A 21,579-nucleotide genomic window follows, 5' to 3' on the forward strand; every position below is an offset into this window, starting at 1 on the left:
AAATCTAAAGCCCACGCAAATTGTCTGTGGAAAACCATAGATTTCCACCGGTGGATAATTTCATCCACAGCCGCAGAATTCCCGAAAATTCGAGCCTTGACCCAAATTATCCACAGGCGTAGAAAAGATCGGGCAAAGCGCTGTCTTTGACAGCAACCCAGGTAGCCAGAACCTTTAAGGCTACGCCACACAGTGGTGGTTCTCCCAAAGTGCGATTAGCGTCCGGCGGCTCGCACGGTCACAGCGATGTGATGGATGCCTACTTTTATCAATGTGCCCACTGCGGCAACTTCCCCCTTTCATAGCTGCCCTGCAGCAACCTATCCGCTTGGCCATTTCATTGAGCCAACCTGCGCCCGTCTCTTTCTCCCGGAAAGAGACGGGCGCTCCTACCGCTGCTGCAGCCCACCTCGTACAAGGCTTTGCGGCATTCCCCCTCGTGACAATCGGCGTGACAAACACCGAAGTCACCGGCAACAGCGATGCAGATGATGGTGCCGCAGCCCACGGAATGGACCGCACCTGACTGACAGTCAGGCATGCCCCGGTCATCGCATCACTGCCTTCACCCGACTCAGGATCTCGCGGTGCTGGTCTCGTCAACCAGTGCAGCCTCCACCCGCCACTTCCTCGGAAGTGCTCAGGAGGCCAGATCATGAGATGCCCAAGCTCCCGGTCGTAAGGAGCCGCCAGTCCCGCGTTAGTGGACACCCCTCACAGGTCGCAGGGGCCTTGATCCCTGATAACACTCAACACTCGTGGCGGGATGACGTGGGGAAGGCTTCAAAGGTTTGGCTTGAAGAGGAACTCGATCATGGGATTGGTGGGTAGGCGAGATGGGCCAAATTTTGGCTATGGACGGCAACTGAGATATGCCGGGCCACAGGCATTGAAAGATCTGTTTGGCGGTGGGCATTACGGGACCGTCAAGGCGCACAGTGATCGGTGGCTGGCATTTGTGCGGTGGTGTCGGTCGGAGGATGGCCCGGGGTTTAACGATGCGCGGCAGATTGATCGGCAGACCTTGCTGGACTACGCAGGGCATCTGCGCGAGCAAGTTGAACAAGGTGAGCTCGCCATCGCGACTGCACGCCTTTCGACATTGAACTGTTCCTGGCTGGAGTGCTGACTGGGTCGCATGCCAAACGCGAGCGGCACCTTCGCCAAGCGAAAGTCGTTCAAGCGGCAATCACTGAACGCTGGCACCGCAATAACCCGTGGACCTGGCAAAGAAAACATCTCGCCTGGTTTCTTTGTCGGCACCTAAACGAACACGCGGTGCCGACTCGCTATTATTATCTGCTGACTGTGCAATTTGTCGCTATACGCCTAAACAAACCTTGGCAGTTCAACACGCAGAACGAAACTCACCATACATCACAGACTTTAGGTGGCAATGACAAAAAAGGGGAAAAACCTGCAGGGAAAGGGCCAGAAGCAATTCTACCCAGCGGTCTACAGAAACACAGGCGATTCAGTTGAAAAAACGGATGACTCATTAACTTTTCAGCAACTGATTAGGGTAGCTTTTAGCCCTAAAGCGTATACTAAATCCCACTCATCGTACCTGCCTCTGGGGAGAGATGAGTACTTTTTGCGTATAATTCCTAAGCCTTAGCGCAAATGGGCTAAAAACGAAAATGCGGCCACTGAAGTCCCTAAGATTCAAGGCTTAAACCGGGGTCCATATTTACACTATTACTGCCAAAATTGGCAGTGAATTATCTATAAATTTTGGCATTAAATTCCACCAAGTCCGCCTAGGTTGACAGACCACTCAGGGGGCATGAATTTCACTAGACAGGTATATGAAAAGAGATAACTTCCCCAGTGCAATAATTTTAAAGCTAAGAGATCGCGTGAATAATTTTTGCTCTTATCCGACCTGTAAAATATCGACTCGCAGCGCGCACTCTTCTCCTGACAAGTCCAAAAGTACTGGCATTGCTGCACACATATGTGCCGCAGCAAAAAACGGGCCTCGTTACGACTCTAATATGTCAATGGCAGAGCGTAAAGATATATCAAATGCAATCTGGCTCTGTAGTAATTGTGCAACGATTATTGATAAAGACCCAGACAGTTATCCGATTGCATTACTGAAAAAATGGAAACATGATGCCGAAAATCGAATATCAGAAAACCATGGCCAACCTTTTCTAACACAGGAAGAGTATCTGGAACGGTTCAAAAAAGACCTGATAAGCCGAAAGGAAGAATTGATCGCCATAATGCATGGCAGCATCGCCCCCTCAGCAGAATCAAGCGCAAAATTAAGAGGGATCGAAGAGAAACTGCAAAATGTTGAAGCAAGCTATGAGCAGGAGTTAGACCTAAGAAAAAATATTGAGAACACACTGGCCAACCTAAAAAGTAGTCTGCCGGAAGAGGTTCTAAAGCATGCTCAAGATAAATTGGCAGATGGAAATACAGACAAAGCTCAAGAGCTACTTGAAAAAATTATTGATGACGGCGAGTCAAACCTGATTCAGGCCTATTTCACCAATGGCCAAATACTTGAAAACAAATTTGAGTATTCGCAGGCTTTTATTATGTATGAAAAGGCCGCGTTATTATCAAACTATGAACCGCTGATTGTGAGCTTTGCAGCCAAGCTAGCATATACCCTTGGCCGATTCGACGATGCGCTAAATTTGCTGGATAATGGTATCGAGTCGCTTGACCAAAATAGTAATGAAGCTGTTATTTTTTTAAATCAGCAAGGACTTATCCTAAGGGCCGTTGCTGAATACTCAAAAGCAATACAAAAATTTAAAACCGCACTAGACACCCTTGAATATCTAGCATCAGATGAAAGTTTCGAACTAATTCAAACTGTAAAAAGTAATTTAGGCTTGGTCTATGTGGATCAAGGAGCGTATCCATTAGCTCGAAGTGTTTATGATGATCTGGTAAAAATTGAAGTAGGACTTTATGGTGAAAACTCGGTAAAAGTATGTACAAGCTTGATGATGCTCGGGACAATTTGCGAAAAAGAGCGCGAAATTGAGGATGCTGAAGTTTTTTATCGAACAGCATACGAAATCTATGCAAAGGAATATGGTGATGAACACCCCGAAACAATTACTCCGCTGAATAACTTGGCGATGATCTATGTAGGCTCAAATCCAAAATTGGCTGAGACAATGCTAAAAAAGGCTTTGAGGCTGAGGCTTAAGTATTACGGGGAAATCCATTATAAAACTGCCACCGTGCTAAACAATCTGGCATCCTGCTACAAAGCTCAAAATAACCCGCTGAAAGCTATAAAGTTTTTCTCTCGTGCGCTTACTTCTACTCTTGCTTCTTTTGGTGATGATCATCCTGAGGCCTTAAGAATCAAACACAACATGGCATTAAGCATGAACGAGGCGGGCCAAGAGCCTCGTGCCTTGGAGCTTATGCGGGAGGTGGCAAACAAAAGAGTTAGTGTCTTGGGAGCCGAGCACCCACTTACCAAGCTGAGTTTAGATTGTCTACGCCAACTTGAGATATCAGCCAGTCCTGAAAAGCATCTTGAAGGATTGTTAAGCGCGCTCATGCAGGCCCACCATAAGCAACAGAACAAGCCGAGTTAAGAATTATTTCTTTTATTGAGAGCCATTTTAAACTCTCGACCAGCCTCAGCTTAAGAAAAAATCGTTTTTACACAGACCAGACATTTCACGATGGGGGGGGGATAATAAAAATCATACTAAATGAGCAGTTTTACTTGCACTCCAAAGGTCGGCGAGTAATTCGGGGCAGACCACGATTTCTGGCTTAAATGAATATGCAGACGCTAAATTAATCGTGGTCTGCCCCGATTTTTCCCATTCGGTATAAGCTGGTTTGAACTACAGGGACCTAGAGAAATAGTACGCCCCTCATCATGAGTTACACGTCTCAAAAGTTTCGAAGCCAACATTAAAAGAGGCAAACCTAGCACTCGTGTCTTTTAAAAACCTATTAAAAGACTTATCTGAAAAAAAACTCTTGGCAACTATAAAATTTTCAGTGTCACTTTGCAATACTGGAAACCCATCAAAAACACTAATCCTACCGCTAGACTCATTAAAATTAAATGAATACCTTACACAACCAATGGCTTCAACATCATTGCATCGATGTTTCCTAACACCTAAATACCCTTTCTTTATTAGAACTTCGGCAAACACATCATCAACGCTTATCCGAAGATCAACCAATTTAGGAAACAATGAATTTGAGGCCAAATAATCCAAAAGTCTCGCCTGCTCATTTTGTAGCAGACAGTACTTTAGCTGAACATAAAACTCCTCTGGACCACCATTGAAAGACGTAATTAAATATATCTCCTCAAAAGGCGACTCTTTGATTTCGTCCATTATGTAACTATTGAAAAAAGCACTAACAAAATCCTGCTTGCTAATTTTACTAAAGTACTTCTCTCGATCGTATATCACTAAGCAGGTCTGAGCGAGGCCCACTTGATATTTTGTGCGTTTTTTATTTTTTTTTCGAAGAGTGTGCAGAAAGGCTCGACGATAGTCGTCGATAGTATATTTTTTCTCAATCAAAATCTTAGTCTTGAAGGCCTTGCTCATCACACCCTGAGGTAGATAGGTAACCTCCTGAACGTTGAACTCACCTTTATCGTCCTTATGTATATAGCTTCCATCGATCACATTTTTTATGTAACCTTCTTTGTTTTTTAGTCGTGCGGATGAGTCATTATAGTAAAGCTCCGTAACTTCTATGCCTACACTAATACCGCCAACGAAATGTCTAGGATAGGTGACTATAAAGTCCGGCCTCTCGCTTTTTAGTATTTCGCAGTCATTCCCCTCTTTAAAAATCCGGGAAAGGATACTTAGCTCCTTGCGCTCTTTCTCAACAACCATACCAACCTCATTAAAATCTATAATATAAATAGTTTCCCACTTCGAAATAACAGACTCCCTAATCGCCTAGTTGCGGAGCCCTTTTCTCAGTGGCCGCATTCGATCCGTAACTGGCGTTCATCCTCAATATTGTGGTCACCGCCTCTAGCCCCAATCGCGCTAGCGCTTTTTGCCAAAACATTGATCTACGCAGCCTGGCCGTTACTCTACAGACGTGGCAAGGCTTATTGAGACTTAGTGCGCAACTGCCACTGAATTTGCCGTCGCGCCGAAGAATTGATGTCGGCAAACAGCATAGTGGATACGTTGGGCTCCAGGTTCTGCATAGGATAATCCCCAGAACGTTTACCGCCGATGACTAGTACCTTGACCGGTTTACTGACGTGTTTGAGGAAGTCGTGTCGGTAGCCTGTGGCCTGCTGGTAGTCAGCGAAATTCAGCGCATGCGATGGGCGTTTGAACTCGATCAGCAGGTATTCGCCGTTGAGATTCTCGTTGAGTAGAAGGTCGGGGCGCTTGCTCGCGAGTTCGCCCCGATATGTCTGGGCAAGGTAGTCCTCAACTTGGCGTCGCAAGGTTTGGTTCGAGCTGAACAACGAATACTCTGGACCGAAAATCCAGAAATTGTGTTCGATAGCCTTATGCATGGTTGATTCGAGAGTGTCGGCAATGTTAGCCAGTCTCTCCAGATGGTCAAGAAAAGTGGAGCGCGCCGAGGCTTGTTCGACTAAGAATGCCATGTCCGCCAAGCCGAAATCATTCAGAGATTCGGCCAGAGTGGCGACATCGCGGCGCTGGGCGTCGGCCAGATGCTCCACAACAGTTCGGTAGTCGGAGCGCTCCAGCGCTTCCAACACGACAAACACGATCGATTCGACTTTGTGGGACGGTTCGTCGTAGTACTTTTCTAATACCTTCTTTATGGCCCGATCCGCATAATCCCGCTTGAACCCGGGCATTGCGGCCAAGCGTTCATGTACTGCTTTCTGTAAGCGAGCATGGGCCATGCGGATTTCCGCCCCATGAGTCTCAGTGAAGGCTGAACGCAGCTTGCTCTGAACATACTCCGCGACTCGTTGAAACAGCTCACTGTTCTCTACCACCGAGTCCCAGCCTGCTGTGACATGCTCACTCAAACCATCAGCTTCGATCTCGCCGTACATTTTTCTAAGCAATTTGGGTGGGAAGTCATCGCATTGGTCGAGCCCAAAGAAGCTGGGCTTACCAACGGCTTTACCATCAACCATCAAGGTTATACCTGGCTCGCGCAAGCCGGTTTTGCCACTGCTGATCGAGAAGCGTAGCGCTATGTTGCCTGTGTCTGGCAGGCAGATGGCGTCCTCAGTATAAGAACCTTCCAGATCATCAATAGCCAAGGGCTTACCATCGATAACAATGGTGAAATCTTTTTGGCGTCCGTACTCCTGAATCAGAAGTTGGCGAAGCCGATTCGCGTCTGGATACACAAGTCCCTGATGGAGGCTGGATAGAGTTATCGTGGTGCCATGCTGTTCTTGGGAGCACGCCTCGACCTTTGGGCTGATAGGTAAATGTTCGATATCCGCCACTTGCTCCAGTTCCGCTAGGCTGAGGGTGAAGCAGACTTCGGCGCCGCGTGCTCTGGTAGCCAGTGTCATTACTGAGGCGGCCATGAGGCCGGCGAATTTGCCAACGCCCTTGCGACCCTTGATAAGGCGCTGCTTGCCGGCAGTTCGCTCCCCTCGTCTTACTCGGCGATCCGATGCGATTTTCAGGTATTGACTACTGAGCTCTTGGGCAGTCATGCCGGTTCCGTCATCCGCGATGATGATCGGTTCATCGCTCATAGGTTCTGGCAGGGTGATAGACACCTGCTCAGCATCGGCGTCCCAAGCATTGTCGACCAGTTCTTTAAGTGCCTTTTCAGTTGAAGAGTATTCCTGGCTCAATAGGGTTGCTAAGCGCGAGTCGACTTGAAAATGCAGCTTTTCCATCGTGCGGTTACATCCTTGTGCCCCGTCCCATCGAGCTAAAGAGGGCGCTGATAAGCGGGCTTCAATGTTTGGCGAACTGCCTTGGATACCTTTTAACCGAGATGAGCCTGTAGTGGCAATGGGCCGCAAACTTGATTTGCGCGGTTGGACATGCCGAAGCGCCCAAGGGGTTAATTTCAGCAGCGATGTCTACCAAGATCACCGCCGGTTTTATGGACACCTTGAATGCCCGCTCCAGGCCGAGGCTGTGTAAAAACGTTTTCGAGCAGCTTTGGTGGCCTGATTTGGAGCTAAAATCGCACGCCTATGCAAATCCCAGCTCTGCTGATTAGCCAAACGCTGGCAGATTTCGCAGCAGCGCTGACTTCAAAACGGTGCCTACGTTTTTACACACTCTGGGCCGTCTGCTGCCTGTCGCCACGGACAACTTTTGTCGGATTCCTGCCTATTCTCTACAGAGGGGATAATCGACAAGGTCCAAACTCACGAGGTTTACCATTCGTATACGGCTCTGAATGGTTTACTTGTAGACCGGCAACGTGCTGAGATCTAAAAAATCCCGAGTTCGACTCCACCGAACGCCATAACTAGCTGATTTATTTATAGTTACTTGTTGGGGTACGCCGAATTTTCCACCGAAATCCAGACGCCCGAAAATCCTGGCCTCCCCGAAACATACCGTTCGTCTGGTGCCGGCACCATACAAAACGAAGCCCCTGCAGAAATGCAGGGGCTTCGTTGTTTTCTGTAGCAGAAGTCTGCCCAAAGGTTTTAAGTGGTATCAAGCAGGATGCAGATCCCGCAAAACTTCCGGATGCTGGCGGGCGACCCTAAGGAGAGTTTGAGCCGCACCCGTCGGCTGCCGGCGACCCTGCTCCCAATCCTGCAAAGTCCGCAGACTCACACCGATCAGTTTGGCAAACGCACTTTGAGAAACGCCCACTTTGGCACGCGCTTCTGCTGCCGCAGAGAGCGGCACTTGAGTCACGCGCGCAGCCTTTCCAGCCTTCATCTGACGTACAGATTCCAGCAAGTCCTGCTGGAATTGCTCCAGTTCATCGACCATCGCTGATTTCCTCCTTCAGTTGCTTAAGGAAGGCTACGGGCAAGTTGTCGAGCTTTGCCTTGGTGTAGGCAATGAGCAACCAAATCGAGCCTTCAGAAAGCGTGTTGTAATAAATGACACGTGTACCGCCTCGCTTACCCATGCCGGTGCGAGTCCACCGCACCTTGCGCAAACCTCCACTGCCAGGCACGACATCACCAGCCAGAGGATTTGCAGCGAGCCAATTTATGAATTCATGGCGCTCACCATCGACCCATATGGCGTCTGCATAGCGCTTGAACATTTCCGTTTCGATGATTGTATACATGAACCTGACTATACGGCTACGCCGTACAAACAAACCATAAACGTTTATAGGGACAGATCGACGAAATGCATGGCGCGAAGCCTTGTGAAATCTGTTGTAACGACAAGCCACTACTAGCCACCGTTGCTCATTCGCCCCTCGCAAAGCTACCGTTCAGTTCGTCGCTGCCAATTCAGCGACCGGGCCTGAGAACCCGCGTAAGATACAGGCGCACCAGCGCCCAAAATCACGATTGCCGGCGCTTTTTTGTGCCCGCATCCACGTGTAATGGCGGCTGTGCGTGGGAGACCTTCGGGTCTGCCGGGTTCCTGTATCTCCGGTTTCTCAGCCTGCGCATAGCTGCCACCCTTTCGCCTGAGAACGAAAATGGCGGCTCTCATTTGATACAGGGAGTTCACAAATGAATGCCATTGATCCATCAGCAATTCACAGAGCTGCAGAAACGGTCACCTCACGACACTTCCTTACGGCAGGTGAAGCGAAATGACCGACTACCTCCATTTGAAAACCCCAGGCCTCACGCACTTTTCCTTCCAGGCCAATCAAGCGCTGTTCCGCACCAATCGTGGCGTTCCAGTGATCGCCGCTCTCTCGCACGCCTCACATTTACTTCACATTTCCAAGCTACTGACCGCAGATTCCACAGTCTCGCGCGATCCTGATCTTCACGCTTATGCCTCGCAGTATTTGCAGGAATTGAGCAAGGCGCTGATCGATGATGTGGTGAAAGTGATGGATGCGCCGCCGGACAAGCCGTTGATGTAAACGCCGGTTTCAGGCCCTCGCCGATGCGAGGGCTTTTTGCGTTTCAGACCTGACTGATCTCAAGCACGAACGAAATCTTCTGCTGACTCGCACTCCACACATAGCGCAAATGCTTGCCCTGCTTCGGAATGGATACCGCTGGAGGTCTAAACGCGGCGACACATTCGTGGCCCGGCAAGCGAACGCTGTTGTAGAGCAGTCCCCACGACTCGGTTTCGCGCAGTTGACGGGCGAATAGCTGAGACGGCCCGTAAGCCTCCGGATCCGGATTGTGCAGCTCGGGGTGAACGTGGCGAATATCGTGTAGCGGTTTAACCACCCGATTGACGTAAGTCCGCATGGTCAACTCGAGATCCGCTTCCCGAGTCGCCGCAAGAAATCGCTCCTGGTGATAACAGGTCTCGGCGATGGCCGCAGCCTGACTGCTCGCAGCGTAGTAAACGCCGAAGGTGCCGTCACAGAAACGACTGCGTTTGCCAATATGAGTAAACGCAGCCATCACCGGAGTCGAGCCGGGGCCAGAGAGTCGGTCTTCGGGTCGCACTCGGGCAAGTACCCCGGCCTGCTCGATCAGACGATCATTGGTCAGCGCTTCAATTGCGTAGGCAACTTCCAGATCTTCGGGATCGAGCACGTCTTCGAACAACGCAATCGGCGGGAAGCTGCTGTTGACGATCCGATAGGCTCGCGTCCACGCCACATCAACCAAATCGGGCGCCTTCAACCGCGTACCCCATCGAGATAGCGACGCACATCGGCGATGTCGATCACTCTCCCTGCCAGCATGTAATCCAATGCAGTTTGCCCGTTGAACGGCGCCGCTGTGTTTGGACTGCTAACCCACGTATAGGCGCGCTCACGGTTATTGCTGAAGATGATGCTCAACGCCTTGTGAATGCCCATCAGGTAGGAGATGCGCTCAAGGGTGTCGTTAGGCAGACGTAGGTTCGGCAGGTGTTTGTATTTGTAGAAAGTGGTGTTGCCGACGCCGCCCAGCAGCGTGCGTTGCTGCTCTGCGCTGCAGCCCCAACGCTCCATAAGGTTGAAGAAGAACTTCAGCGCAACGCGGCCGGCTTCGGGGGCGTCGAGTTGTTCGCGTGGAGTGAGGGCTGGGGATGAGGTAGTCATTGAGCCTCTCCAGATTTGTCTTGCTTTGATACTAGTACATATACGAATAAATCGATAAAAAAGCTCCGTAAGCGTATTACTGGTTACCACATTCCCCATTGATTGGGATTCGGATATGACCGGATTTGAGCATTTCGTCGACCGAATGGAACCGCTGCCGAATAGTTCGTGCTTCCAACATGGCTTGGGCAGTCTTGTCCGTAGGAATTCGTGCAATGGACGGTTGCTCTTGAATTTCAATAACGTGATGAAGCCTGTTGCCAACTTGGCACTCCATATCGGCCGCTTCTTTTGATGCAATCACTTCGCTTACCTCACACAGATCTGTAGCCACATAGGCATGATGCCTCCCCACTGCTACTTCATCTGCTTTGACGAGTCGCCGCTATCAGCTCGGTCGCAAGTTCGCCTAAGACGCATCCACGTATTTCGCAGGCCAAAACCACTAACGTTGTCAGCCGTTTCCCCGTGAAAAATCGCCGCTACGCACCAAAACCAAGCACTTTTTTTGACCCCCATCACCCCCACGTCACCAAAAACCCCGATCCTGTGTCAGCCTCCAGCCATCGGCGGGGGCATCAATTCGCTACTAAACCCGCGACAACTATGCTCAGGTACAGGAATATAGCCAGCATATGGCGCCTGACCGGCAGTCTCGTAAACAACAATACCCAGCCCACTTCAGAGGGCATTACCCATGGATAGCAGAACCTTACGCAACCTCATGCGCATCGTGCAGACCGGCTCTTTGTCGGCCGCAGCCGAGCATTCGTGCCTGACCGTGCAGGCGCTGGCCGCGCAGTTGAACAAGGTCGAAGAGCAGTTCGGTTTCCGCTTGTTTCGACGTTCCAACAAAGGGCTGACGCTGACGCCGCAAGGCACTGAGCTGACGCCGTATATGGACAAAGTGCTGATTGCCACGCGACAGATGGAAGAAAAGGTCGAGGCGCTGAAAGTGCCGGGGCAGCGGACGTTGAAGGTTGCGTTGAACAACACCTTATCAACTGACTTCAACCGGCGAATGATCGGGCGCCTGATCGAGGTGTTTCCCGATTATCAGATGGAGTTCAGCTACGCCGAGTCGATGGAAAACCTCAGCAAGCTGAAGAATGAAGACTTCGACCTGGCGGTGCTGATCGGTCCGCAGCGGCCGGGTTTGCCGAGCATTGTCTTGCCGGATGTGCAGGTGCAGGTGGTCGGTGCGCATTGCGGTCAGGAGAATGATCCGCTGACCTTGCTGGGCAACAAGTTCCAGGTACGTCCTGCAGAAGATTGTCCGTATTCCCACAGCTTTTTGCGTTTTCTCGACGCCGGGCTGGGCAATCACGAGAACGGTCAGCGCATGGTCTATTCGTGCAGCGAGACCCTGACGCTGTCGCTGATCACGCAGATGGACGCGGTCGGCATGGTTTCGCGTGAGGCCGCGCAAAAGAACGGCCTGACGATTTTCCCCGGGTTCGAGGATTTCCTCGAAGTGCGCCTGGCAGTGAACAATCCTGAATTGTCCAATCAGGCGTTGAGCGACGTCGTCGATCTGCCGTTACATGAACGAGCCGAGCGCAATGTACGCAGCCGTCCCAACCGCCACACTGAGAAAGAGGTTTTTGCTGAAATACGCACATAGCAACGTCGGAATCGCGGCATAGAATTCCGGGCGATCGAGCTGTATGTGCTGATCCTTGATCAATAAGGGTGTCAGGCTGATCGCAGCGACGATCGCCACCGGCAGGTATTCCAGCGCCCGCGCAATAAACGGCGGCCAGTGCTCGGTGTTGACTTGCAGGGGCAAGGCGCGTGGCAGGAAAGTCACAGCCATCATCAGCGCGACCACCAGAATCAGGAACGTTTGGTCAGGCATACACCCACTCCGCAGCCCACAAACGTGGCGATAAACACATTGAACGGCGAACTGCCGACCAGGCTCAGCGCGCCCATGCACAGCACGGCAGCAGCGGCGGCGATGAGTTTGTTGCGCGTGTTGCACAGCGACACCAGCACGTAGAGCATCATCGCCGTCAGGGCGTAGTCGAGCTGATATTTGATCAGGTGCGCCGCGTACTGCGCGCAAACCGCGCCAAGCAAACCGCCGAGCACCCACGAGGTGTGGCAGAACAGATTGAAGCCGATCAGATAACGCACATTGACCGGCGCACCCGTGCCGAGTTTAACGCTGTGGAAAGCGAAGGATTCGTCCGTCAGGCCACCGGCGTAAGCCCAACGCTCCATGCGACTCAAGCCGAGTGCGCGCAGGGCCTTGGCCATGTACACCGACATCAGCATGTGCCGCGCGTTGATCAGGAACGTGGTCAGTACGATGGTGGTCAGCGACGCTCCACTTGAGATCAGCGCCAATGCGGCGAATTGCGAAGCGCCGGCATACACGAACAAACACATCGCCACCGGCAGCCACATCGGCAAGCCTGCGTTGACGGCCATCAGCCCGAACACGAATGACACCGTGAAGTAGCCGGCGACGACCGGGCTGGCTTCGGCAAACGTGCGCGATGGCTGATGGGCAGCCATCAGCGGCGCACTGCCGGACGTTTCATTCATAGATCCCTCTCAAATGTCCGTTCGCCATGAGGCTCGCAAAAACCCTGGGCAGTCCAGAATCGCTTGCCCGCGAGGTTAGCATCGTCAACGAACAGAAACATCCGCAACACACCGACACGCTTCATGTCGGAAGACGCCGCTTCAACCAGACGTTGACCGACGCCCTGGCTGCGATAGCGCGGGCTGACGGCCAGATGATTGATGGTGCCGCGACTGCCGAGCATGCCGCCGAGCACCGCGCCGACGATTTCGCCGGCGATGTCGAAGGCGAGATAGGCCGTGGTGGTTTTCTGGATCAGCACGCCGCGCAGGCACTTGGCGTCCTGCCATTCGCAGAAGGACACTTCGTCGAACTGGCGGAAGAAGCGCTCCATGCGCTGCGCATCCTTGGCCGTGGCGCGTCGCAGCACCACCGGCGTCGAGCATTCGACGCCATCGATTGGGGTGATCTGATTAGCGAACAATGTCGAAAGCGGTCCCGGGCCGCGAGAAGGAAATCGCCAGAATCTGCCGGTACGCCATCGCATGAGTGTGCGGGTTGCGGGCCGGGGTCACGTAGTGGCGCATATCGCGATCGAGGAAGTAGGTGGTGTCGAGAATTTCCTGGTAAGTGGTCGACGCCAGTTGATGCTCGTGGATGTCGTACAGACGACTCTCCGCACCCTCGACGTTATTGCGGCCCCAGAAGTGCACACCGCTGAACGGATAGCCGTCGCAGTGAATGCCTTCAGGGGTGATTTCCAGTTGTTTGCCGGGTTTGATCTCAATGCGAATCTGATGGATCTGGCACTGCCAGATTTCATCGTGCAGCTCTTCCGGCAGTACGCTTTTGTACACTTCGAAATCGGTGTCGATCAGGCTGCGCATCACCGGTGAAGTAATCACTTCGTCGGAGAAGTCCTGAAAGTGTCGCACGAGGCCGCCGACATAGGCGTTGTTCTCTTTCGACTGCACGTAGGCGCGATGTTCGAGTTGCTTGAGCTCGCGGGTTTTCGGGTTGTACTCAAAGTCGCTGTAACGACGGTAACGCATGCCGGCTTCGGCCTGACCGTAGTAACTGTCAGGCTCCATGTTTTCCCAACTTTTGGTCAGTCTGACGAAGTCGGCAAAATGACCGTAGAGATTGAAGTCACCACCCTGGACGTTGACATATTTGTCGCGCCGTAGCGATTCGCCCACTTCTCTGTTCAAAACGATCATTACCAAATTCTCCGCTGCGTTGAGCGGCCTAATCTATTAGGTGGAGAATTTGCGTCCATGAGAAAGAATTTCAGGCATTTAAAGCCCTGTTTGAAACGGCGTTTACAGCCACTTAAAAACAACTTTTACATGACAAAAACACAGGTTTTTTCCGGTTTTCATCGAAAAACCGTCGAAAAAAAACCCCGAACCAGTCGGGGTTTTTCTCATGTTTCTTACACTTGATCAGGCATCAGAAGATGTTGATCGGGTAGTCCACGAATACACGCAGTTCGTTACCGCTGACGTTGTACTCGCTGGATTTCTGCGAAACACGCAGGATCGAGCTGCGCAATTTCACGCTGAGATCTTTGGCCGGGCCAGACTGCACGACGTATTTGAACTGGTTGAAGATCTCGCGCTCGGTGCCACCTTCGCTGGTGGAGGTGGTGATGTTGTCGCCACGCACGTAAGCGAAGTTGTAGCTCAGACCCGGTACGCCGAATGCGCCGAAATCCAGGCCATAGCCCAGCTGCCAGCTGCGTTCGTCTTCAGCGTTGAAGTCGGACCAGTAGGAGTTGGCCAGATAGATGGAGTTACCGCCGTCACCGACACGACCTTGATCTTTCTGGTAACCGCCGTAGGCGTAACCGAGGTTGCTGTCGCCGGTGGAACGCTGGTGCGCCACGGTGAACGAGTGCGGGCCGGTAGCGAAGGTTGCGGCCAGGCTCCAGATCTTGTTGTCGTCGCCAGTTACCCCGTTTTCGCGGACATAAGAGTTGTCCAGCTTGGTGCGGTAACCGTTGAAGTCCAGGGTCAGCGACTGATCCTTGTTGAACGGCAACACGTAGTTGGCGTTCACGTATTGTTTCTTCAATACGTCTTCGACGTCGGACGCGTAGAGCGCGCCTTTGAAGTTTTCAGTGAACTGGTAGCTACCGCCCAACACGTTGATCGACTTCAGACCACCGCTGTCACGGCCTTCGTCGCTCTTGCGCGATTCGGCGGTGAAACGACCGGCGTTCAGTTCCAGGCCTTTGATCTCTTTAGAAGTGATCAGGGTACCGGTGTAGCTTTCCGGCAGCAGGCGCACATTGTCGTAGCTCAGCACTGGCAGGGCCGGCATCTGGTCGCCGTAGGTCAACACGGTGTTGGAGAAGCGGAACTTCACCGCGGCACCGCCCTTGGCTATGTCATGGTTCGCGCGACCGTCATTTTCCTGCTTGAAGAAATCGATACCACCGGCGCCGCTACGGCCCTTGCCGCCGTCCAGACGCAGTGCGTACAGACCGAAAGCGTCGACACCGACACCCACGGTGCCTTGGGTGAAGCCGGACGAGAACGTACCGATGGCCGCTTGGCCCCACTCGGCTTTGTCTTTGTTGCCGTCCTTGTAATCACGATTGATGTAGGCATTGCGCAGCAGCACTTTGAGGCTGCTGTCTTCAACAAAACCCTTGGACTCGGCCTGGTCGTTAGCCATGGCCTGAGTGGCGCTCAACATCCCCAGTGCGATCAGACTGATTCGCTTGTTCAACATTTTGTTTTCCTTATTACGGGTTGAAACGCGCTGTGTCGAACGGCGGAAACGGCGCTTTTGCACTCTTTTATTCACCCCGAAACAAAAAGGCCCGCCCACGATAACGTGATGGCGGGCCTGCTCCTTATTTTGAGTCATGGCGGTTGGCCACAGGCGTTGGGCCGAATCGTAGCCGCGCCCTGAACAATGTGTCAATTTCAAGAATCGTCTTTAAATAGGTAAAAATCGTCTAAGAAACGTAAATTTTGCGCTGACTCCTTGCTGGGAAATGCACACAGCCAGTGAATCCAGTGCGTATCAGGCGCAACCATCAATAGAACAGAATGCAGAAGATTTACCGCTTTCATCGAGGACGATTGCCTGTTGTAACCAATCGGCAAATGCCTGCGGCTTGCCCAGCCACGGACTAATGTCGATCAATTGGAATGTGCCATCCTTCTCCAGAGCCATGGTCGGAAAACCCTGGCCGCCCAATTGCGCCAAAAACTGGCGACTGGCTTTTACGTGCCTCTCGCTATCAACGGACTCAAACGCAATGTGGAAATCGTCCTGCGCATAGCCCATCTGCATCGCCAATTCCAACAGCACGGCTGAATCGGCAATGCGTCGCCCTTCCACATAGTGCGCGCTCTGCAACCGCCCCAACATGCGCAGACCGCCTCGGTCGATGGCTTCGGCCGCCATGACCGCAGCAATCGGTGGCGTCGAATCGAACACGGCCGATTGATCTCGCAGCAAACCGTCGAAATAGGCCTCGCCGAAAGGCTGGCCTGTGTACTCGGCAATGCGTCGGTCGTGGGGCATGACGTAATTGCGCAGTTGTGGCGAAACGCGCTGGCGATTGGCGCCACTCATCATTCCCCCGGCATGCGCGATCACTGGCAGCACTGCCTGCGCCGCTTCCACCAGCGGCTTGGCGCCGTAACACCAGCCGCATAACGGGTCGTAGACGTAATGAAGGATCATGGGAAAACTCCGGCAAAAAGTGAGGGAAATCGATGGCGGCAGATTAGTGCCCGCACTCTTGCGGAAAAACGCCAGAATGGCTTTCAGTCTGTTTCATGAATCGGTCAAATTGCGGTTCAAGCAGATTGTGTCGAAGGCGACACAAATTGAAACAATCAGATCAGGGAACTTATAAGGAATAATTAACGGAAGTAAATGCAAAGCATTACCATTCGCGCGATCGAATTCTTCCACCCTTTCGGATGCGCTGTTAAATGCCTGCCCCGTTCCGTCTTACGCCCGTCACCCTTGGGCTTTCTGTTTTTCTGTCCAGTGGTTTTGCCTACTCCGCGACCGAGTTACCCGCCACCGCGATCAGCGCCGAAGCGCAAGCCGATGACCCGCGCGTGAAGCTCAGCAACACCGCAACCCGCACCTCAACCCCGGTGCGCTACGTGCCGCAGGCGATCGATTCGATCAAGACCGCGAACGTCGCCAACTACGGCACCAATGATATCGGCGACGCGTTGAGCGGCATGCCCAACGTCAGCAGCAGCGCCGACACCCGTTTCGACAGCCTGCGCATTCGCGGTTTCGATGCCAGCAACGATTTCTATCTCGACGGCATTCGCGACGACAGCCAATACAAGCGCGACCTGCACAACATCGAACGCGTCGAAGTGCTCAAAGGCCCGGCCGCCGTGCTGTACGGTCGGGGCAGTCAGGGCGGGATCGTCAACCGCGTGAGCAAAATTCCCGAGTTCGGCCGACGCTCGACCATCGAAGCCCAGGGTGGCAGCGAAGATTTGCGCAGTCTTTACGCCGACCTCAGCACCGACCCGAGCGAAAACATCAGCCTGCGCCTGAACATGGGCAACATGGATGAAAACAGCTTCCGTGACGGTGTCAGTGGCAACCGCCAACTGTTCGCGCCGTCGATGAGCTGGCAACTGACGCCGGACCTGAACTGGTTGGTGCAATACGAATACAGCCGCTACAACCGCACGCCAGATCGCGGCATTCCCGGCGTCAACGGGCGCCCGGCCGATGTCGGTCGTGACACCACCTACGGCAACGATCACGATTTCATTGACGACAAGTCGCAATCGCTGCGCTCCAAACTCAGCTACGAGATCAACGACAACTGGCAACTGCGCCAGACCCTCGGCGTGTTCAAGCTCGACAGTGATTTCGACAACACCTACCTCACCGGTTACACGCCGGCGACCAATAAGGTCACGCGCCAGCACTGGCAGCAGGATCTGACCACCCGCAACGTCTACAACAACCTCGAGCTGGAAGGCGGTTTCGATACCTTCGGCCTTGAACATCGCCTGCTCACCGGCATCGAGATCGGCAGCCAGCGCCGCGATCCGACACTGTACAACGCCGCTACCGGCAGAACGCCGGGCGCGCAGCCCGTGCCGTCGCTCGACCTCTACAACCCCAACCGCAATCTGCGCCACACAGGAGCCATGCAGCTTTCCAGCAGCAGCCACACCGAAGTCGAAAGCCGTGCGGTCTACGTGCAGGATCAACTGCGCCTGAACGATCAGTGGCAACTGCTTGGCGGTTTGCGTTACGACACCTTCGATATCGAGTCGACCAACAAGCTGCGTAACATCTCCGAAGACCGAGACAGCCACAGCACCAGCCCGCGTGTGGGCCTGGTCTGGACGCCGTTGCAGAACCACTCGTTCTACGCTTCGTGGTCGAAGACGTTTTCGCCCGTGGGTGGTGGCTTGATCGGCATCACCCCGGGTGCGGCCGGCAACACCAACGACCTCAGTCCCGAACTGACCAAGCAGAAAGAAGTCGGCGTGAAGAGCGACTGGTTCGACGATCGCCTCAGCACCACGCTGGCGATCTACGACCTGGAACTCTACAACCGCCGCACCACCGATCCAAACGACCCGACCCTGACCGTGATGTCCGGTCTGCAACGATCGCGCGGGATCGAGTTGACCGCCACCGGTAACATCGTCGGCAACTGGTACATGCGCGGTGGCGTCGGTATGCAGGATGCGAAGATCGAGAAGGACAACAACGGCCTGGAAGGCAAACGCATCAACAACGTCGCCAAGCACAACGGCAGCCTGTTCCTGACCTGGAAACCGGAGATGGGCTGGTACGGTGAAACCGGTCTGACCCTGGTTGGCCAACGCTATGCCGATAACGCCAATACCACCGTGCTGCCGGGTTATGGTCGCTGGGATGCACTGGTCGGTTACCGCTTCAAGGATTGGGATTTGCGCACGGCGCTGAACAACATCACCGATCGTGAGTACTACGCATCGGCAACCAGCCAGTATCAGATTCAACCGGGTGCGCCGCGTAGCGTCGTGATGACCGGCACCTACAGCTTCTGATTTCACACAAATCCCTGTGGGAGCGAGCCTGCTCGCGAATGCGGTGGATCAGGTTACGACGATGTCGACTGACCCGACGCATTCGCGAGCAGGATCGCTCCCACATTGAATGGGTGTGTACAAAATAGTCGTGCATAAAAAAGCGCCGCCATCCCGGCAGCGCTTTGACCAATCCCTGTTGTTCTTCTTATCCTTCCATTACAGCCCACAATGCATCCAGTTCGGCCTCGCTGAACAGGCCAGCGGGGTAACGCTCGATCATCGTCCGGCGCGGATCAGGTTCCCTGATCTGACGCGTTCCATTGGACTTCAACCAGTGCGCGACAATCTGGAGCGATTCGCCGTTAACGGCCATGGGATGCAACGTCCGCTCGCTGACTACGTTCACTTCGGCGTTCATTTCAGCGCTCTCTCCCCGTTCATGAGCGGCTAAGTTATCCAAGGTTTATGACAGAACTGTTGAAGTTCTCCCCCCTCCCTAGTGCACGGGTGATGAATACAAGAGCTATGCCAAGGTTTCGCATTTGTCGACAAGCGGATACAAAGAAGCCCGCAATCCAACCGGGCTGCGGGCTTCTTCACATGCATAGCGAGCTAATCACTGCTCGGCCGATTTGTTAATCAACTCAAGCTGTTACGACTCAACTCACTCTTTGTGTGGTGCGGGTTGCTGTTGGGTAAGGCAGTGGATATTGCCGCCACCCAGTAACAGTTCGCGGCCCGGCACCATTACCACTTCGTGCTGCGGGAATAGTTTCTGCAGGATTTCCCTGGCCGGGGCATCCATCGGATCGTCGAAGCTCGGCGCGATGATGCCGCCATTGACGATCAGAAAGTTCACGTAGGAGCCGGCCAGGCGCACGGACGGATTGCGCTCCTGCGTGCCGTCCACCGGGTCGACACCATCGCACTCTTCTTCGGTCGCGTACAGCGGCCCCGGAATCGGCATTTTGTGCACCGTGAACGGGCGACCTTTGGCATCGGTGCTGCTTTGCAGGACTTTCATCGCAGCCTGGCAGCGCGGGTAGTTCGGATCCTGTGGATCGTCGGTCCACGCCAGCAGCACTTCGCCCGGACGCACGTGGCAGCAGAAGTTATCCACATGGCCGTCGGTTTCGTCGTTGAACAAACCGTCCGGCAGCCAGATGATTTTATCCACAGACAGATTGGCGCTGAGCACCGCTTCGATTTCTTCGCGGCCCAGGTGCGGGTTGCGATTGCGGTTGAGCAGGCATTCTTCGGTGGTGATCAGCGTGCCTTCGCCGTCGACGTGAATCGAACCGCCTTCGAGCACAAAACCTTCAGTGCGATAACGCGGGCTACGCTCGATCTCGAGGATCTTGCCGCCGACCTGCGAATCACGATTCCACGGCGAATACAGACCACCGTCGAAACCGCCCCAGGCGTTGAAGTCCCAGTTCACACCGCGCACTTCGCCGCTGTTGTTGATGACGAAAGTCGGGCCGCTGTCGCGTACCCAGGCGTCATCGCTGGACATCTCGACTACGCGGATATTCGGTACGTCGAGGCGCGCGCGGGCGTTTTCGTATTGGCCGGCGGACACGGCCACAGTCACTGGTTCGAAACGTGCGATGGCTTTGGCCACCGCAGCGTGTGCGGCTTGCGCCGGTTTGCCGCCCAGACGCCAGTTGTCCGGGCGCTCGGGCCAGATCATCCAGGTCTGCGTTTGCGGCGCCCACTCGGCCGGCATGTGAAAGCCGTCGGCGCGCGGGGTACTTTTCAAGGTGGTCATCGGGATCAGGACTCCAGGGAACCGTCGAGGGTTTTCAACGCACCGTACAGGTTCGGACGGCGGTCACGGAATGAACCCCACGCGCTGCGAATGTGTTCGAGCTCGTCGAGGTTGAAAGTGTGCACAAGAATACCTTCTTCGGTTTTATTCAGCTCCTGCACTTTTTCGCCGAACTGGTTGGCGATGAACGAAGAGCCGTAGAACGTGATGTCGTAGCCGTCCTGTTCTTCATTGCCGATGCGGTTGCTGGCGATCAGCGGCATCAGGTTGGCGCCGGCGTGGCCCTGCTGCACCCGCTGCCAGTGATCGCGCGAGGAGATGGTCTTGTCGTGCGGCTCGCTGCCGATTGCGGTCGGGTAAAACAGGATTTCCGCACCTTGCAGCGCCATGCTGCGCGCGGCTTCCGGGAACCACTGGTCCCAGCAGATACCCACGCCGATCTTCGCGTAACGGGTGTTCCACACTTTGAAACCGGTATCGCCCGGGTTGAAGTAATACTTCTCGTGGTAACCCGGACCGTCGGGGATATGGCTTTTACGATAAATCCCGAGGTTGCTGCCGTCGGCATCGATGATCGCGATGCTGTTGAAACGTGCGCGGCCGGCCAGTTCGTAGAAGCTGATCGGCAGCACCACTTGCAGCTCTTTGGCGATTTTCTGGAAATGTTTGATCGCGACGTTTTCTTCCACCGTCGTCGCCAGTTGCAGGTAGTCCGGGTTCGGCTTCTGGCAGAAATACGGCGCCTCGAACAGCTCCTGAATCAGGATGATCTGCGCGCCTTTGGCGGCGGCTTCGCGCACCAGCCTTTCAGCGATTTCGAGGTTGGCTTGCAGATCCCAGGAACAGGCCATCTGAGTGGCGGCAACGGTAACGATACGGCTCATGAATCATCTCCGGGCAAGTGCTTTGACGGTCGACAATTCGACCGAAAAGAAAACGCGCGCACCGGACATGAGATCGCCATGCCGGAGCAATGGCGACTTTATAGCCGATAAATATCGGCTTTAGAAGCTAAAGAAATGCATTCCGTCTAATTTTACCCACAAAATACCGATACAAATCGAATTAACCCCAGAACGCTGTAGGAGCTGCCGAAGGCTGCGATCTCTTGATTTTGCTCTTGAAAAACAAGATCAAAA

Annotated in this window: 19 protein-coding genes and 1 pseudogene; 5 read left to right on the plus strand and 15 right to left on the minus strand. The window is 53.6% G+C overall.

What is annotated here, in order from left to right:
- Positions 1–814: 814 nt before the first annotated feature.
- A pseudogene (locus tag PMI23_RS22645) lies at positions 815–1,108 on the plus strand (hypothetical protein); the annotation flags it as partial.
- A 700-nt stretch (positions 1,109–1,808) separates the two neighbouring features.
- Positions 1,809–3,578, plus strand: coding sequence for a tetratricopeptide repeat protein (locus tag PMI23_RS22650; protein WP_238539557.1), 1,770 nt, complete (start codon positions 1,809–1,811; stop codon positions 3,576–3,578).
- Positions 3,579–3,869: 291 nt separating this feature from the next.
- Here the strand turns inward: PMI23_RS22650 and PMI23_RS22655 are convergent, their stop codons facing one another.
- The 4 genes from PMI23_RS22655 to PMI23_RS22670 all read right to left on the minus strand — a co-directional run bounded on the left by PMI23_RS22655 (position 3,870) and on the right by PMI23_RS22670 (position 8,208).
- Complete coding sequence (locus tag PMI23_RS22655; RefSeq protein WP_007909146.1) at positions 3,870–4,862, minus strand: hypothetical protein; 993 nt, start codon at positions 4,860–4,862, stop codon at positions 3,870–3,872.
- 224 nt (positions 4,863–5,086) lie between these two features.
- On the minus strand, positions 5,087–6,835 hold the full coding sequence (locus PMI23_RS22660; protein WP_007909145.1) for an ATP-binding protein: 1,749 nt from the start codon (positions 6,833–6,835) through the stop codon (positions 5,087–5,089).
- Between the two features lie 781 nt (positions 6,836–7,616).
- Positions 7,617–7,901 carry a helix-turn-helix domain-containing protein gene (locus tag PMI23_RS22665; protein ID WP_007909144.1) on the minus strand — a complete coding sequence of 95 codons (285 nt, stop codon included), beginning with the start codon at positions 7,899–7,901 and terminating at the stop codon, positions 7,617–7,619.
- Positions 7,891–8,208: a hypothetical protein gene (locus tag PMI23_RS22670; RefSeq protein ID WP_007909143.1), complete on the minus strand. Its 318-nt coding sequence runs from the start codon at positions 8,206–8,208 to the stop codon at positions 7,891–7,893. Before PMI23_RS22670 ends, PMI23_RS22665 begins: the two co-directional genes overlap by 11 nt.
- A gap of 483 nt (positions 8,209–8,691) precedes the next feature.
- Between PMI23_RS22670 and PMI23_RS22675 the strand changes: the two genes are divergently transcribed.
- The gene (locus PMI23_RS22675) at positions 8,692–8,973 is read left to right on the plus strand and encodes a DUF3077 domain-containing protein (RefSeq protein ID WP_007909136.1); all 282 of its coding nucleotides are present in this window, start codon (positions 8,692–8,694) and stop codon (positions 8,971–8,973) included.
- Between the two features lie 43 nt (positions 8,974–9,016).
- Here PMI23_RS22675 and PMI23_RS22680 read toward each other — a convergent pair whose 3' ends face one another.
- Together PMI23_RS22680 and PMI23_RS22685 are read right to left on the minus strand one after the other, a co-directional pair.
- Positions 9,017–9,682, minus strand: a complete 666-nt coding sequence (locus PMI23_RS22680) for an RES family NAD+ phosphorylase (protein ID WP_007909135.1) — start codon at positions 9,680–9,682, stop codon at positions 9,017–9,019.
- A gap of 11 nt (positions 9,683–9,693) precedes the next feature.
- Positions 9,694–10,101 (minus strand): MbcA/ParS/Xre antitoxin family protein, encoded by a 408-nt coding sequence (locus tag PMI23_RS22685; RefSeq protein ID WP_007909133.1) that lies wholly within the window; start codon positions 10,099–10,101, stop codon positions 9,694–9,696.
- A gap of 697 nt (positions 10,102–10,798) precedes the next feature.
- Here PMI23_RS22685 and PMI23_RS22695 point away from each other — a divergent pair.
- The gene (locus tag PMI23_RS22695) at positions 10,799–11,725 is read left to right on the plus strand and encodes a LysR family transcriptional regulator (RefSeq protein ID WP_007909129.1); all 927 of its coding nucleotides are present in this window, start codon (positions 10,799–10,801) and stop codon (positions 11,723–11,725) included.
- On the opposite strand, the gene PMI23_RS29490 is transcribed toward PMI23_RS22695, so the two are convergent.
- From PMI23_RS29490 to PMI23_RS22720, 6 genes are all read right to left on the minus strand, one after another.
- Positions 11,642–11,959, minus strand: coding sequence for an AzlD domain-containing protein (locus PMI23_RS29490; protein ID WP_007909127.1), 318 nt, complete (start codon positions 11,957–11,959; stop codon positions 11,642–11,644). The genes PMI23_RS22695 and PMI23_RS29490 overlap by 84 nt on opposite strands.
- A complete protein-coding gene (locus PMI23_RS22700) occupies positions 11,938–12,654 on the minus strand; it encodes an AzlC family ABC transporter permease (RefSeq protein WP_007909125.1) in 717 nt (238 codons plus the stop codon). The genes PMI23_RS29490 and PMI23_RS22700 overlap by 22 nt, the downstream gene beginning before the upstream one ends.
- On the minus strand, positions 12,651–13,028 hold the full coding sequence (locus tag PMI23_RS22705) for a GNAT family N-acetyltransferase (protein ID WP_007909123.1): 378 nt from the start codon (positions 13,026–13,028) through the stop codon (positions 12,651–12,653). The genes PMI23_RS22700 and PMI23_RS22705 overlap by 4 nt, the downstream gene beginning before the upstream one ends.
- Positions 13,029–13,107: 79 nt before the next feature.
- Positions 13,108–13,854, minus strand: a complete 747-nt coding sequence (locus PMI23_RS22710; protein WP_007909122.1) for a 2OG-Fe dioxygenase family protein — start codon at positions 13,852–13,854, stop codon at positions 13,108–13,110.
- Between the two features lie 232 nt (positions 13,855–14,086).
- Positions 14,087–15,373 (minus strand): OprD family porin, encoded by a 1,287-nt coding sequence (locus tag PMI23_RS22715; protein ID WP_007909120.1) that lies wholly within the window; start codon positions 15,371–15,373, stop codon positions 14,087–14,089.
- Between the two features lie 297 nt (positions 15,374–15,670).
- Complete coding sequence (locus PMI23_RS22720) at positions 15,671–16,339, minus strand: DsbA family protein (RefSeq protein WP_007909118.1); 669 nt, start codon at positions 16,337–16,339, stop codon at positions 15,671–15,673.
- Positions 16,340–16,593: 254 nt separating this feature from the next.
- Between PMI23_RS22720 and PMI23_RS22725 the strand changes: the two genes are divergently transcribed.
- Complete coding sequence (locus tag PMI23_RS22725; protein ID WP_007909116.1) at positions 16,594–18,687, plus strand: TonB-dependent receptor; 2,094 nt, start codon at positions 16,594–16,596, stop codon at positions 18,685–18,687.
- A gap of 187 nt (positions 18,688–18,874) precedes the next feature.
- Here PMI23_RS22725 and PMI23_RS22730 read toward each other — a convergent pair whose 3' ends face one another.
- The 3 genes from PMI23_RS22730 to aguB all read right to left on the minus strand — a co-directional run bounded on the left by PMI23_RS22730 (position 18,875) and on the right by aguB (position 21,324).
- Positions 18,875–19,087, minus strand: coding sequence for a hypothetical protein (locus PMI23_RS22730; protein WP_007909115.1), 213 nt, complete (start codon positions 19,085–19,087; stop codon positions 18,875–18,877).
- Positions 19,088–19,333: 246 nt separating this feature from the next.
- Positions 19,334–20,440, minus strand: a complete 1,107-nt coding sequence (aguA, locus tag PMI23_RS22735) for an agmatine deiminase (RefSeq protein WP_007909112.1) — start codon at positions 20,438–20,440, stop codon at positions 19,334–19,336.
- 5 nt (positions 20,441–20,445) lie between these two features.
- Positions 20,446–21,324: an N-carbamoylputrescine amidase gene (gene aguB / locus PMI23_RS22740; RefSeq protein WP_007909107.1), complete on the minus strand. Its 879-nt coding sequence runs from the start codon at positions 21,322–21,324 to the stop codon at positions 20,446–20,448.
- Between the last annotated feature and the right edge of the window lie 255 nt (positions 21,325–21,579).

The organism is Pseudomonas sp. GM24 (genome assembly GCF_000282235.1).
Classification (GTDB): domain Bacteria; phylum Pseudomonadota; class Gammaproteobacteria; order Pseudomonadales; family Pseudomonadaceae; genus Aquipseudomonas.

Bases quoted from the DNA above. Each gene is read 5' to 3' on its own strand.
- PMI23_RS22650 (WP_238539557.1), top strand. From the start codon at position 1,809: ATGAAAAGAGATAACTTCCCCAGTGCAATAATTTTAAAGCTAAGAGAT.
- PMI23_RS22655 (WP_007909146.1), bottom strand. From the start codon at position 4,862: ATGGTTGTTGAGAAAGAGCGCAAGGAGCTAAGTATCCTTTCCCGGATT.
- PMI23_RS22660 (WP_007909145.1), bottom strand. From the start codon at position 6,835: ATGGAAAAGCTGCATTTTCAAGTCGACTCGCGCTTAGCAACCCTATTG.
- PMI23_RS22665 (WP_007909144.1), bottom strand. From the start codon at position 7,901: ATGGTCGATGAACTGGAGCAATTCCAGCAGGACTTGCTGGAATCTGTA.
- PMI23_RS22670 (WP_007909143.1), bottom strand. From the start codon at position 8,208: ATGTATACAATCATCGAAACGGAAATGTTCAAGCGCTATGCAGACGCC.
- PMI23_RS22675 (WP_007909136.1), top strand. From the start codon at position 8,692: ATGACCGACTACCTCCATTTGAAAACCCCAGGCCTCACGCACTTTTCC.
- PMI23_RS22685 (WP_007909133.1), bottom strand. From the start codon at position 10,101: ATGACTACCTCATCCCCAGCCCTCACTCCACGCGAACAACTCGACGCC.
- PMI23_RS22695 (WP_007909129.1), top strand. From the start codon at position 10,799: ATGGATAGCAGAACCTTACGCAACCTCATGCGCATCGTGCAGACCGGC.
- PMI23_RS29490 (WP_007909127.1), bottom strand. From the start codon at position 11,959: ATGCCTGACCAAACGTTCCTGATTCTGGTGGTCGCGCTGATGATGGCT.
- PMI23_RS22700 (WP_007909125.1), bottom strand. From the start codon at position 12,654: ATGAATGAAACGTCCGGCAGTGCGCCGCTGATGGCTGCCCATCAGCCA.
- PMI23_RS22705 (WP_007909123.1), bottom strand. From the start codon at position 13,028: ATGGAGCGCTTCTTCCGCCAGTTCGACGAAGTGTCCTTCTGCGAATGG.
- PMI23_RS22710 (WP_007909122.1), bottom strand. From the start codon at position 13,854: ATGATCGTTTTGAACAGAGAAGTGGGCGAATCGCTACGGCGCGACAAA.
- PMI23_RS22715 (WP_007909120.1), bottom strand. From the start codon at position 15,373: ATGTTGAACAAGCGAATCAGTCTGATCGCACTGGGGATGTTGAGCGCC.
- PMI23_RS22720 (WP_007909118.1), bottom strand. From the start codon at position 16,339: ATGATCCTTCATTACGTCTACGACCCGTTATGCGGCTGGTGTTACGGC.
- PMI23_RS22725 (WP_007909116.1), top strand. From the start codon at position 16,594: ATGCCTGCCCCGTTCCGTCTTACGCCCGTCACCCTTGGGCTTTCTGTT.
- PMI23_RS22730 (WP_007909115.1), bottom strand. From the start codon at position 19,087: ATGAACGCCGAAGTGAACGTAGTCAGCGAGCGGACGTTGCATCCCATG.
- aguA (WP_007909112.1), bottom strand. From the start codon at position 20,440: ATGACCACCTTGAAAAGTACCCCGCGCGCCGACGGCTTTCACATGCCG.
- aguB (WP_007909107.1), bottom strand. From the start codon at position 21,324: ATGAGCCGTATCGTTACCGTTGCCGCCACTCAGATGGCCTGTTCCTGG.